General features: G+C 61.7%; 11 protein-coding genes. All 11 read left to right on the top strand.

From position 1 onward, the window contains the following. Window position 1: 1 nt before the first annotated feature. A complete protein-coding gene (gene nuoH, locus RCF49_RS00995; protein WP_342642186.1) occupies window positions 2–1,051 on the top strand; it encodes an NADH-quinone oxidoreductase subunit NuoH in 1,050 nt (349 codons plus the stop codon). Between the two features lie 15 nt (window positions 1,052–1,066). Beyond that, window positions 1,067–1,309 carry a hypothetical protein gene (locus RCF49_RS01000; protein ID WP_342642187.1) on the top strand — a complete coding sequence of 81 codons (243 nt, stop codon included), beginning with the start codon at window positions 1,067–1,069 and terminating at the stop codon, window positions 1,307–1,309. Between the two features lie 32 nt (window positions 1,310–1,341). Then, window positions 1,342–1,830 (top strand): NADH-quinone oxidoreductase subunit NuoI, encoded by a 489-nt coding sequence (nuoI, locus tag RCF49_RS01005; RefSeq protein WP_342642188.1) that lies wholly within the window; start codon window positions 1,342–1,344, stop codon window positions 1,828–1,830. A 35-nt stretch (window positions 1,831–1,865) separates the two neighbouring features. After that, on the top strand, window positions 1,866–2,480 hold the full coding sequence (locus tag RCF49_RS01010) for an NADH-quinone oxidoreductase subunit J (RefSeq protein WP_342642189.1): 615 nt from the start codon (window positions 1,866–1,868) through the stop codon (window positions 2,478–2,480). Window positions 2,481–2,484: 4 nt separating this feature from the next. Continuing rightward, window positions 2,485–2,793: an NADH-quinone oxidoreductase subunit NuoK gene (gene nuoK, locus RCF49_RS01015; protein WP_342642190.1), complete on the top strand. Its 309-nt coding sequence runs from the start codon at window positions 2,485–2,487 to the stop codon at window positions 2,791–2,793. 10 nt (window positions 2,794–2,803) lie between these two features. Then, window positions 2,804–4,732 (top strand): NADH-quinone oxidoreductase subunit L, encoded by a 1,929-nt coding sequence (gene nuoL / locus RCF49_RS01020; protein ID WP_342642191.1) that lies wholly within the window; start codon window positions 2,804–2,806, stop codon window positions 4,730–4,732. Between the two features lie 5 nt (window positions 4,733–4,737). Beyond that, window positions 4,738–6,246 carry an NADH-quinone oxidoreductase subunit M gene (locus RCF49_RS01025; RefSeq protein WP_342642192.1) on the top strand — a complete coding sequence of 503 codons (1,509 nt, stop codon included), beginning with the start codon at window positions 4,738–4,740 and terminating at the stop codon, window positions 6,244–6,246. An 18-nt stretch (window positions 6,247–6,264) separates the two neighbouring features. Beyond that, entirely contained in the window at window positions 6,265–7,740 is a 1,476-nt protein-coding gene (nuoN, locus tag RCF49_RS01030; RefSeq protein ID WP_342642193.1) for an NADH-quinone oxidoreductase subunit NuoN, read from the top strand. After that, window positions 7,740–8,519, top strand: a complete 780-nt coding sequence (locus RCF49_RS01035; protein ID WP_342642194.1) for a biotin--[acetyl-CoA-carboxylase] ligase — start codon at window positions 7,740–7,742, stop codon at window positions 8,517–8,519. Before nuoN ends, RCF49_RS01035 begins: the two co-directional genes overlap by 1 nt. 197 nt (window positions 8,520–8,716) lie before the next feature. After that, window positions 8,717–10,414, top strand: coding sequence for a ribonuclease J (locus tag RCF49_RS01040; RefSeq protein WP_342642195.1), 1,698 nt, complete (start codon window positions 8,717–8,719; stop codon window positions 10,412–10,414). An 83-nt stretch (window positions 10,415–10,497) separates the two neighbouring features. Then, complete coding sequence (parC, locus tag RCF49_RS01045) at window positions 10,498–12,738, top strand: DNA topoisomerase IV subunit A (protein ID WP_342642196.1); 2,241 nt, start codon at window positions 10,498–10,500, stop codon at window positions 12,736–12,738. Window positions 12,739–12,744: the final 6 nt, after the last annotated feature.

A 12,744-nucleotide genomic window follows, 5' to 3' on the forward strand; every position in this document is an offset into this window, starting at 1 on the left:
AATGGGCGACTTTCTCTACACATATGGCCTGCCCGTGGTGATCATAGCGCTGCAGAGCATCGCGCTGCTGGTCTGCCTGCTCGTTTTCATCGCCTACCTGCTCTATGCCGATCGCAAGGTCTGGGCGGCGGTGCAGCTGCGTAAGGGACCGAATGTCGTGGGCCCCTGGGGCCTGCTGCAATCCTTCGCCGACCTGCTCAAATTCGTGTTCAAGGAGGTGGTGATCCCGGCAGGTGCCAATAAGGGTGTCTTCCTGCTCGCCCCTCTCATCACCTGCGTGCTCGCCTTGTCCGCATGGGCCGTGGTGCCGCTGTCCGATGGCTGGGTGATTGCGGATATCAACGTGGGCATTCTCTTCATTTTCGCCATTTCCTCGCTGGGCGTCTATGGCGTTATCATGGGCGGCTGGGCGTCCAATTCGAAATACCCGTTCCTTGGTTCGCTGCGCTCGGCCGCGCAGATGGTGTCCTATGAAGTCTCGATCGGCTTCGTGATCATCACCGTGCTGCTCTGTGCGGGGTCGCTGAACCTCACCGATATCGTGCGCTCCCAGCAGACCGGCCTTGCAAGTGCCGTCGGGCTTCCCTGGCTGTCCTTCCTCAACTGGTACTGGCTGCCGCTGCTGCCGATGTTCGTGGTGTTCTTCATCTCGGCGCTGGCTGAGACGAACCGGCCGCCTTTCGATCTGCCGGAAGCGGAATCGGAGCTGGTGGCGGGCTTCATGGTGGAATATTCCTCTACGCCCTTCCTCCTGTTCATGCTCGGTGAATATGTCTCCATCGTGCTGATGTGCGCACTGATGACGATCATGTTCCTGGGAGGATGGCTGCCGCCGTTTGACTTCGCGCCCTTCACCTGGGTGCCGGGCGTCATCTGGTTCACCCTCAAGGTGTGTCTGTTCTTCTTCCTGATCGCCATGGTGAAGGCCATGGTGCCGCGATACCGCTATGACCAGCTGATGCGGCTGGGCTGGAAGGTGTTTCTGCCGCTGTCGCTGATCTATGTGGTGTTGGTTGCGGGGGTGCTGGTCGCATTTGGTTGGACGCCGTGAGGCGGGGAGGGGCCTGTGACAGTAACAGTGTACAGCTTCATCTACGGCTTCCTGTTTCTGTGGCTTGGGCTTCTCTTCTTCGCGGCGATGAATCGTCTGATCTATCCGCGCCTCCGGTGGCGGCATGAACGGGCGAAGGTCACAGGGCAGCACGGGATTGATCCTTCCGTGCTGCTGACGGCAGCTAAGCTGTTCGGTCTGGTCATCATGCCGATCCTTGGCTTCTACATCGGATGCACATTGAGAACCGGCGCGTGATGCGCGATTGACTGAGAATTCGAGTGACGACAATGACACTGACGCAGACGGCCCGGTCCCTCTTCCTCTCCGAATTCGTTTCGGCCTTCTTCTTGTCGATGCGCTACTTCTTCAAGCCGAAGCCGACGATCAACTATCCCTTTGAGAAGGGGCAGCTATCGCCGCGCTTCAGGGGAGAACATGCCTTGCGGCGCTACCCCAATGGCGAGGAGCGCTGCATTGCCTGCAAGCTCTGCGAGGCGATCTGCCCGGCTCAGGCGATCACCATCGAGGCGGGGCCGCGCCGCAATGACGGCACCCGGCGCACCACCCGCTACGACATCGACATGGTGAAATGCATCTATTGCGGCTTCTGCCAGGAGGCATGCCCGGTGGATGCGATCGTGGAGGGGCCGAATTACGAATTCGCCACCGAGACGCGTGAGGAGCTGCTCTATACCAAGGAGCGTCTGCTTGCGAATGGCGATCGCTGGGAGCGTGAACTGGCGCGCAACATTGCGCTCGATGCGCCCTATCGCTGAATGCTGGGAATTCTATCTGAGCGGGACCTGAAATCATGGCGGTAGCCACCCTGTTCTTCTATCTGTTCTCCGCCGTGGCGATCGCCTCGGCGGTGATGGTGATCGCCGCGCGAAATCCGGTCCATTCCGTGCTGTTTCTGATCCTCACCTTCTTCAACGGGGCGGGGCTGTTTCTGCTGCTGGGCGCGGAATTCCTGGCGATGATCCTGGTGGTCGTCTATGTCGGCGCCGTGGCCGTCCTGTTCCTGTTCGTGGTCATGATGCTCGACATCGACTTCGCGGCCCTGCGCCGGGGCATGCTGCAATATCTGCCGATCGGCGCAACGCTTGGGCTCATCCTGCTGGTCGAGCTGGTGATGGTTCTGGGCACCTGGAGCTTCGCGCCCGATGCCTTGGGCCTGAAGGCCGCGCCCGTTCCGGCCCTTGCCAATGTCACCAATACCGAGGCGCTCGGGCATCTGCTCTATACGCGCTATGTCTTCTTCTTCCAGGCGGCGGGCATCGTGTTGCTGATCGCCATGGTCGGGGCGATCGTGCTGACCCTGCGGCATAAGCCGAATGTGAAGCGGCAGTCGATCACCCAGCAGGTCGCGCGCGGGCCTGCAACCGCCATCGAAATCCGCAAAGTGAAGCCTGGGCAGGGGATCTGAGCGTATGGAGATCGCTCTCACACATTACCTGATCGTCGCAGCCATCCTGTTCACGATCGGGATCTTCGGAATTTTCCTCAATCGGAAGAACGTGATCATCATGCTGATGTCGATCGAGCTCATCCTGCTCTCGGTCAACATCAATCTCGTTGCCTTTTCCTCCTCCTTGGGCGATCTGGTCGGACAGATCTTTGCACTGCTGGTCCTGACCGTCGCCGCCGCCGAAGCGGCGATTGGGCTTGCTATCCTGGTGGTGCATTTCCGCAATCGCGGCACGATCGACGTTGAAGACATCAATCTGATGAAAGGCTGACTGGGGCGCCATGTATTCCTTGATCGTCTTCCTGCCTCTCGTCGGTGCGCTGATCGCGGGCCTCGGCGGCCGCTTCATCGGGGCGCGCGCCGCGGAGGTGATCACCTCATCCCTGCTCGTGATCTGCGCGGTCCTGTCCTGGATCGCCTTCAGTCAGGTGGCGCTCGGCCACACGACCGACAAGGTGCATGTGCTGAGCTGGGTCCATTCCGGCACCCTGGTCGCCGATTGGGCCTTCCGTATCGATACCCTGACCGCGGTCATGCTGGTCGTGGTGACGACCGTCTCCTCGCTCGTCCACATCTACTCGATCGGCTACATGTCGCATGATCCGCACCCGACGCGGTTCTTCGCCTATCTGTCGCTGTTCACCTTCGCCATGCTGATGTTGGTGACCTCCGACAATCTCCTCCAGCTGTTCTTCGGCTGGGAGGGGGTTGGTCTTGCGTCTTATCTGCTGATCGGCTTCTGGTACCACAAGGATTCAGCCAATGCGGCCGCCATCAAGGCCTTCGTGGTGAATCGCGTCGGCGATTTCGGCTTCGCATTGGGCATCTTCGCAGCCTTCGTCGCCTTCGGCTCGATCGAATTCGACACGATCTTCGCGAGCGCCCCGGAACAGGTCGGCAAGACGCTGCACTTCCTCGGCTGGAACATCGACACCCTCACGCTGATTTCGCTGCTTCTGTTCATGGGCGCCATGGGCAAGTCGGCGCAGTTCCTGCTGCACACCTGGCTTCCCGATGCCATGGAGGGCCCGACCCCGGTCTCGGCGCTCATCCATGCGGCGACCATGGTGACAGCGGGCGTGTTCCTGGTGGCGCGCATGTCACCCCTGTTCGAGCATGCGCCGGCGGCTCTGTGGTTTGTCACCTTCATCGGCGCCACCACCTGCTTCTTCGCCGCCACCATCGGCCTCGTGCAGAATGACATCAAGCGGGTGATCGCCTATTCGACCTGCTCGCAGCTGGGCTATATGTTCGCCGCGCTGGGTGTCGGCGCCTATGGCGTTGCGATATTCCACCTGTTCACCCATGCCTTCTTCAAGGCGCTGCTGTTCCTGGGCTCGGGCTCGGTCATCCATGGCATGAGCGACGAGCAGGACATGCGCAAGATGGGTGGCCTCTTTCCGCATATGAAGATCACCTGGGCGATGATGCTGATCGGCACTCTCGCGCTCACCGGCTTCCCGCTCACCGCCGGCTATTACTCGAAGGACGCCATCATCGAGTCGACCTATGCAGCGGGTTCCGGGATCGCGATCTATGCCTTCATCCTGACGGTGCTGGCGGCGGCCCTGACCTCCTTCTATTCCTGGCGACTGATGTTCCTGACCTTCCATGGCCGCTCGCGCGCCTCGAAAGAGGTGCTGCACCACGTTCATGAAAGCCCCAATGTGATGCTGATCCCGCTCTATATCCTGGCGGTCGGCGCGCTTGCCGCGGGCTTCATTTTCGCGCCTTATTTCGTCGGCCATCACGAAGGGGCCTTCTGGGGCCAGGCGCTGTTCCGCGGTCCGGAGAACCACATCATCGAGGAGATGCACCACGTGCCCTTCTGGGTAGTGATCTCGCCGGCAGTGATGATGGTGCTGGGCTTCCTGGTTGCGCTTTACTTCTACATCATCAATCCGGAGGTGCCGAAGCGGCTCGCCGAGCGCCACCAGCCCCTCTACCAGTTCCTGCTCAACAAGTGGTACTTCGACGAGATCTACGATTTCATCTTCGTCCGCGGTGCCTTGGCGCTGGGCCGGCTGTTCTGGAAACGGGGCGATGGCGCGGTGATCGACGGTTTGGGCCCCGATGGCATCTCCGCACGCGTGCTTGATGTCACCCGCGGCGTCGTCAAGCTGCAGAGCGGCTATCTCTATCACTATGCCTTCGCCATGCTGATCGGCATTGCCGCGCTGGTGACCTGGCTGATGTATGCGGGAGCTTGAGACCCATGGAAATCCCGCACATTCTTTCGGTCGTCACCTTCCTGCCGCTGGTCGGCGCCCTGTTCATCCTGGTCATCCGCGGCGATGATGAGCAGGCCTATCGGTCGGCCCGGTACGTCGCTCTATGGACGACGATCATCACCTTCATCGTCTCGCTGCTGATCTGGGCCAATTTCGATCCGTCCACCCCTAACTTCCAGTTCGTCGAGCAGGCGAATTGGCTCGGCGGTTCGATCACCTACCACATGGGTGTCGACGGCATATCCATGCTGTTCGTCATCCTGACCACCTTCCTGATGCCGGCCTGCATCATCGCGAGCTGGGGCATCACCCGGCGCGTCAAGGAGTACATGATCGCCTTCCTGGTCCTCGAGACCATGATGATCGGTGTGTTCTGCGCGCTGGATCTGGTGCTGTTCTACCTGTTCTTCGAGGCAGGCCTCATCCCGATGTTCCTGATCATCGGCATCTGGGGTGGCCCGCGCCGGGTCTATGCGAGCTTCAAATTCTTCCTCTATACGCTGCTCGGCTCGGTGCTGATGCTTCTGGCGATCATCGCCATGTATTGGGACGCGGGCACCACCAATATCGTGACCCTCCTCAATCACGGCTTTGATCCCAGCCTGCAGACTTGGCTCTGGCTTGCCTTCTTTGCGTCCTTCGCCGTGAAGATGCCCATGTGGCCCGTGCACACCTGGCTGCCGGATGCCCATGTGGAGGCGCCAACCGCGGGCTCCGTGATCCTGGCGGCGATCCTCCTGAAGATGGGCGGCTACGGCTTCCTGCGCTTCTCGATCCCCATGTTCCCCCTGGCGAGTGAGACCTTCGCGCCTCTCGTCTTCGCGCTCTCCGTTGTGGCGATCATCTACACCTCGCTGGTCGCGCTGGTGCAGGAGGACATGAAGAAGCTGATCGCCTATTCCTCGGTGGCCCATATGGGTTTCGTGACCATGGGTCTCTTCACGCTCACCGTGCAGGGCGTGCAGGGCGGCCTGTTCACCATGATCAGCCACGGCTTGGTGTCTGGCGCGCTGTTCCTCTGTGTGGGTGTCGTTTATGACCGCATGCACACCCGCGATATTGCGGCCTATGGCGGCCTTGTCGACCGCATGCCGATCTATGCCTTCACCTTCATGGTCTTCACCATGGCCAATGTGGGGCTTCCCGGCACCAGCGGCTTCGTCGGTGAGTTCCTGACCCTGTCCGGCGCCTTCCAGGCCAATACCTGGGTTGCCTTCTTCGCCTGTTTCGGGCTGATCCTGTCGGCGCCTTATGCGCTCTGGCTGTACCGTCGCGTGGTCTTCGGCCGGCTGGAGAAGGAAAGCCTCAAATCTATCAAGGACATGGATTGGCGCGAGGTCGCGGTGCTGGTGCCGCTCATCCTCTTGACCATTCTCTTCGGCGTCTATCCGAGCCCGATCCTCGATGTGTTCGCGGTGTCAGTGGACCATCTCATCAACAATTACCACGCCTCGCTTGATGCCATAAAGCAGGCAGCGGTCGCCGCGAACTAACGGAGCTTGAGCATCCCCATGGCGAATGCAATCGCATCTGCGGATTTCCTGGCTGTCCTGCCCGAGCTCATCCTGGCGGTGGGCAGCATGGCGCTGCTCATGCTGGGTGTGTTCCGCAAGGATGATCCGGTCGAGCTGGTCTCCTCGCTCGCCATCGTCTTGCTCGCGGTGGTCGGCGCGGTCATCCTGCTCGACAGCCCGGAAGGGCGCCGGGTCGCCTTCGGCGGCAGCATCGTCACCGATGCCTTCGGCAATTTCATGAAGATCCTGGCGATCTTCGGCTCTGCTGCCGCGATTTTGCTCTCCGTCCAGTTCGTCAAGGGCGAACGGATGATGCGCTTCGAATTCCCCGTGGTGATCCTGCTCTCCACCCTGGGCATGATGGTGCTCATCTCGGCCAATGATCTGATCGCGATCTATCTTGGCCTCGAGATGATGAGCCTGGCGCTTTATGTGCTTGCGGCGATCAACCGCGATTCGGCTCGCTCCTCCGAAGCAGGCCTGAAATATTTCGTCCTTGGTGCCTTGTCCTCGGGCATGCTGCTCTATGGCGCTTCCCTGGTCTATGGCTTCACCGGTACCGTCTCTTTCGAGGGGATCGCCCAGGCGGTCGCGGCTAGCGCAGGCGCGAGCGGCCATATCGCGCCGACCGCCAGCAGCATCGGGCTCTTGATCGGCCTCTGCTTCGTGATCGCCGGCTTCGCCTTCAAGACCTCGCTCGTGCCCTTCCATATGTGGACGCCCGACGTCTATCAGGGGGCACCGACACCGGTCACCGCCTTCTTTGCCTCCGCCCCGAAGGTTGCGGCCGCGGCGGTGTTCATCCGCACGCTCATCGTGCCCTTTGCTGGCATAGCGGCCGACTGGCAGCAGATCCTGGTCTTCCTGTCGATCGCATCCATGGCCTTGGGCTCCTTCGGTGCCATCGGACAGACCAGCATCAAGCGCCTGATGGCCTATTCCTCCATCGCCAATATGGGCTATGCGATGATCGGGCTGGCTGCTGGCGGACCGGACGGCGTGCGGGGTCTGGTCATCTACATGACCATCTATCTCTTCATGACCCTTGGCGCCTTCGCGGTCATCATCGCCATGCGCCGGGGCGGGGATCCGGTCGACAATATTTCGGATCTGTCGGGGCTTGCCCGTCAGAACAAGGCCATGGCCTTCGTCATGGCGGCGATGATGTTCTCGCTGGCCGGCATTCCACCGCTCGCCGGCTTCTTCGCCAAGTTCTTCGTCTTCGCCGCTGCCGTGAAGGCGGGTCTGGTGACCCTCGCCATCATTGGTGTGGTGACCAGCGTGGTGGGTGCCTATTATTACCTGCGCATCGTCAAGGTGATGTATTTCGACGAGCCTGCCGATGCGTTTTCCCCGACCGCCGGCGGCATCAAGGTGATCATGGCCTTGTCCACCATCTTCATCCTGGGCTTCGTGGTCTTTGCGAGGCCCGTGCTGACGGCGGCCCAGGCCGCTGCAGCCTCGCTCTTCTGATGGCGGGCATGCCCGCCATGGAGGCTGTGGCCGATTATATGCGGCCTCGGCTTGTCGTCCTCGACGAGATCGATTCAACCAATGCGGAGGCGCTGCGCCGTGGTGCTTCGGGTGAGCGCGGTCCGGTTTGGCTGATGGCCAAGCGCCAGACCGGCGGACGCGGGCGCTATGGGCGCTATTGGGCATCTGAGCCGGGCAATCTCTACACCACGCTTTTGATGTCGGCGCCGGCAGGCAATCCCCATGTCGCCAATCTGAGCTTCGTTGCCGCACTCGCGCTCTATGATGCTCTGGCTGAGATCCTGGATGAGGCTGGACGCGCAAAGCTTCGCCTGAAATGGCCTAATGATGTCCTCATTGCCGGCGCGAAGACCTCAGGGATATTGCTCGAGGCGCAGCCCTTGCCGGATCAGGGGCTCATGTCTCTTGCCCTGGGCTTCGGTGTGAACATATCTCATCGCCCTGAGGGAGCCTTGCCCTATGCGACGACCTTTATCGCGGAGCATGGAGCTCGGGTGACACCGCGGGAGCTGCTCGATGCGCTCATGGCCCATTTCGCTCATTGGTACGGGGTCTGGTCGGAAGCGAATACCTTCCAGCCGATTCGTGCGGCTTGGTGCAGTCGCGCCCAAGGTATCGGCGCCCCCATTTTGGTGCGTTTCCAGAATGAGGCCATCGAAGGCATCTTCGAGGATCTCGATGAGGAAGGAGCGCTGATCTTGCGTCTCCCCGACGGTGGGCGGCGTAAAGTTCTCGCAGGCGACGTTTTCTTCCGTTAGAGCATTTTCGAGAGAAGTGGATACCGGTTCGCGTTGAGAAATGCGACCAGCATGATTAGAGCGGACCGGCGGGGCCGGGCGCGGGCAACGTGATCCATTCAGCCGAGTTATCTAAGGAAAGCGCGGCCGCGTTATGGCGGTTCGTGGCCTTATCGGCCTTGTGAAAGCGCGGATAGCAAGAAGGAGACCAGCGGCAGATGACATCAGGACGGTCGGGCCGTTCGAGAAGCGAACCGGAATTCGTATTCCTGCCGCTGGGCGGTGCTGGCGAGATCGGCATGAATGTCTATCTCTACGGCGTCGGCCCCGCTCACGACCGCTCCTGGATTATGATCGATCTCGGGGTCAAGTTCAGCGAGGACCATGAGCCCGGCATCGACGTGGTGCTGCCTGACATCTCCTTTGCCGCGAGCCTCGGCGATCGCCTGCTCGGCATCGTCCTAACTCACGCCCATGAGGACCATTTCGGCGCGGTCGGCTACCTCTGGCCGGGGCTGAAGGTGCCCGTCTACGCGACGCCCTTCACCGCATCCCTGCTTGGCGTGAGGCTGCACGAGCGTGGCCTGATCGAAGAGGTCGGCATCCGGCAAGTGCCGGTTGATGCCCGTTTCCGCATTGGTCCCTTCGACATTGAGTTGGTGACCGTCAACCACTCGATTCCCGAGCCTCAGGCCGTGGTCATTCGCACGGATCTGGGCGTTGCCGTGCATTCCGGTGATTGGAAGATCGACAATGCGCCGATGTTCGGGCCGCGCATCGACGAGATCCGCTTCCGTACGCTGGGCGATGAGGGCTGCGATGCCTTCATCTGCGATTCGACCAACGTCCTGCGGGAGGGCATATCGCCGACCGAGCAGGAGGTGGCGGAAAGCCTCAATCGTCTGATCAATTCGGCCCGTGGGCGCGTCGCGGTCACGACCTTTGCCTCTCATGTGGGGCGGCTTGAAACCGTGGCCAAGGCGGCCGAGGCCGCGGGCCGGCAGGTGGTGGTTGTCGGCCGCGCGATGCATGCCTCGATTGCGGCGGCGCGGCAGGCGGGATACCTCAAAAACCTGCCCCCCATCGTTGATGATGCGGCCTTTGGCTATCTGCCCCCCGACAAGGTGGTCTGCCTGTGTACCGGCAGCCAGGGCGAGCCGCGCGCGGCACTGGCGCGCATCGCCGAGGACGTTCACCCCTCGATTTCCCTCGAGGAGGGCGACCTCGTCATCTTCTCCTCCAAGACGATCCCCGGCAACGAGAAGGCGGTGATTGCGATTGAGAACAACCTGGCCGCGCGCGGCGTGCAGGTCATCACCAATGACGAGCATCTGGTCCATGTGACCGGCCATCCCCGGCGCGGCGAGCTCTCGCAGATGTATTCCTGGCTGAGGCCCAAGCTGCTCATCCCCATGCATGGCGAACTGCGGCACCTCCTGGAGCACAAGCTCTTCGCCTTGCAGCATGGTGTGCCTCGGTCGGAGGTGGTCTGCAATGGCCAGATCATGCGCATTGCCCCTGGCGAGCCTGCGATCATCGGCGAGGTTCAGACGGGCCGCATCCACCTCGATGGCCAGATCATGGTGCCGGCCGATGCGGGTCTCGTGCGGGCGCGCCGAAAGCTCTCTTTTGTCGGCGCGGTCTTCGTCTCGCTCCTCATTGACGAGAACGGCCGCCTGAAAGGGCATCCTGAAATCGTGCTCGACGGCGTGCCCTATCTCGACGGAGCGGGTTTCGAAATGGCGGCGATCGTGCGCAATGCGGTCGAGGACGTTTTGGACAGCCTGCCGAAGATGCGCAAGAAGAATGGACAGACCGAGGCGCTGCAGCAGCTGATCGCCCAAAGCGTGCGCCGCGCCGTGAACATCGCCTGGGGCAAGAAGCCCGTCTGCCATGTGACGCTTCACAGGGTTTAACCCCGGCATGTCCCGTCAAGGGGTGCACCATCCGCCATGCTCTGCTATGACAGGGATGGCTGTTTGCAAGCATATGGTGAGAGATGAGCGACTTGAGTCCACCCCCGATCCCCGGTGGGGTTGAGCAGATCGCGCTGCGCGAGGCGCTGGAAGAGCGCTATCTCGCTTATGCCCTGTCCACGATCATGCACCGCGCATTGCCCGATGTGCGCGATGGCCTCAAGCCCGTGCATCGTCGCCTGCTCTATGCCATGCGCCAGCTGCGCCTGGATCCCAATTCGGGCTTCAAGAAATGCGCGCGTGTCGTGGGTGATGTGATCGGTCGCTACCACCCTCATGGTGACCAATCGGTCTATGATGCTCTTGTGCGCTTGGCGCAGGACTTCGCCGTGCGCTATCCGCTGGTCGATGGGCAAGGCAATTTCGGCAATATCGACGGCGATAACCCCGCAGCCATGCGCTACACCGAAGCGCGGCTCACCGAGGTGGCCCAGGCGCTGCTTGACGGGCTCGACGAGGACACGGTCGATTTCCGTGACACCTATGACGGCGAGGACAGCGAGCCCGTGGTCCTGCCGGGCGCCTTTCCCAATTTGCTCGCCAATGGCTCGTCCGGCATCGCGGTCGGCATGGCCACATCCATTCCACCACACAATGCCCACGAGCTCTGTGACGCGGCGCTCCACCTCATCAAATCGCCCAATGCCAGCATCGACAAGATCATCGAGCTGGTTCCCGGCCCCGATTTCCCGACCGGCGGCATCATTATCGACGATGCCGCAACCATCCGTGAGACTTACCGCACGGGCCGTGGCGCCTTCCGGGTGCGTGCAAAATGGGAGGTTGAGGAGCTCAAGCACGGCACCTGGCAGATCGTGATCACCGAAATGCCCTATCAGGTGCAGAAGGGCCGGCTGGTCGAAAAGATCGCGGACCTCATCAATGGCCGCAAGCTGCCGCTTCTCGCAGATGTGCGTGATGAATCCGCCGAGGATGTCCGCCTGGTTCTCGAGCCGCGCAGCCGGACGGTGGATGCAACAGTGCTGATGGAGCAGATGTTCCGCCTCACCGAGCTGGAAACACGTATCCCGCTCAACATGAATGTGCTCACCGCCGGCCGGATCCCGCGGGTTCTGTCGCTGCCCGAGGCGTTGCGCCACTGGCTTGATCATCGCAAGGAGGTGCTGGTCCGCCGCTCGCGCTTCCGCCTTGAGCAGATCGCCAAGCGGCTTGAGATCCTTGAAGGCTATCTCATCGCCTACCTCAATCTCGATGAGGTGATCCGCATCATTCGCGAGGAGGACGAGCCGAAAGCCGAGCTGATCCGCGCCTTCAAACTGACCGACAATCAGGCGGAGGCCATTCTCAACATGCGGCTGCGCTCCTTGCGCAAGCTGGAGGAGATGGAGATCCGTCGTGAGCATGAGAATTTAACCGCCGAGCGCGCGGAGCTTACCGCCCTGCTTGCCTCCGATGAGCTGCAATGGGCGACCATCGCCAAGGAAATCCGCGATGTCAGGGCCAAGTTCAGCAAATCGACAGAGCTCGGCCGCCGGCGGACTGAATTCGCCGAGATGCCCAGCGTCGACGTTGATCTCGACCAGGTTCTAATCGAGCGCGAGCCGATCACCGTGGTGCTGTCCGAGAAGGGCTGGATTCGGGCGCTCAAGGGCCATCTCAGCGATGCCTCGGCCCTCAGCTTCAAGGAAGGGGACAAGGCCAAGTTCTCGTTCCCCGCCGAGACCACCGACAAGATCATGGTGTTCTCGTCATCCGGCAAGTTCTTCACCATCGGCGCCGACAAGCTGCCGGGCGGCCGCGGCCATGGCGAGCCGCTGCGCCTGATCTGCGATCTCGACACCGCCGATGATGTCGTGGCCCTCTTCGTGCACAAGCCCGGCAGCAAGCTGATCGTTGCCGCAAGCGATGGCCGTGGCTTCCTCGTCTCCGAGGATGATGTGATCGCCAATACGCGCAAAGGCAAGCAGGTGCTCAACGTCTCGGCGCCGGTCGAGGCCCAGGTCTGTCGCCGCGTTTCCGAGGGTGCCGACCACGTGGCGGTCATTGGCGAGAACCGCAAGCTCCTGATCTTCCCGATGGCCGAGCTGCCGGAGATGGGGCGCGGCCGTGGCGTGAAGCTGCAGAGCTATCGCGGTGGCGGGCTTGCCGATGCCAAGGCCTTCGCCCGGGCAGAGGGGCTGACCTGGACCGACAGTTCGGGCCGGCTCTGGACGGTGAACGAGTTGGACGACTGGCTTGGCAGTCGCGCGCAGGCCGGCCGCATACCGCCCAAGGGCTTCCCGCGCAATAATCGTTTCGGTTGAGAGTGC

The sequence above is a fragment of the Rhodoligotrophos sp. CJ14 genome (assembly GCF_038811545.1).
Classification (GTDB): domain Bacteria; phylum Pseudomonadota; class Alphaproteobacteria; order Rhizobiales; family Im1; genus Rhodoligotrophos; species Rhodoligotrophos ferricapiens.

Coding starts and splice junctions, on each gene's coding strand:
- nuoI (WP_342642188.1), top strand. CDS start 1,342: ATGACACTGACGCAGACGGCCCGGTCCCTCTTCCTCTCCGAATTCGTT.
- RCF49_RS01010 (WP_342642189.1), top strand. CDS start 1,866: ATGGCGGTAGCCACCCTGTTCTTCTATCTGTTCTCCGCCGTGGCGATC.
- nuoL (WP_342642191.1), top strand. CDS start 2,804: ATGTATTCCTTGATCGTCTTCCTGCCTCTCGTCGGTGCGCTGATCGCG.
- RCF49_RS01035 (WP_342642194.1), top strand. CDS start 7,740: ATGGCGGGCATGCCCGCCATGGAGGCTGTGGCCGATTATATGCGGCCT.
- RCF49_RS01025 (WP_342642192.1), top strand. CDS start 4,738: ATGGAAATCCCGCACATTCTTTCGGTCGTCACCTTCCTGCCGCTGGTC.
- nuoH (WP_342642186.1), top strand. CDS start 2: ATGGGCGACTTTCTCTACACATATGGCCTGCCCGTGGTGATCATAGCG.
- parC (WP_342642196.1), top strand. CDS start 10,498: ATGAGCGACTTGAGTCCACCCCCGATCCCCGGTGGGGTTGAGCAGATC.
- nuoK (WP_342642190.1), top strand. CDS start 2,485: ATGGAGATCGCTCTCACACATTACCTGATCGTCGCAGCCATCCTGTTC.
- RCF49_RS01040 (WP_342642195.1), top strand. CDS start 8,717: ATGACATCAGGACGGTCGGGCCGTTCGAGAAGCGAACCGGAATTCGTA.
- nuoN (WP_342642193.1), top strand. CDS start 6,265: ATGGCGAATGCAATCGCATCTGCGGATTTCCTGGCTGTCCTGCCCGAG.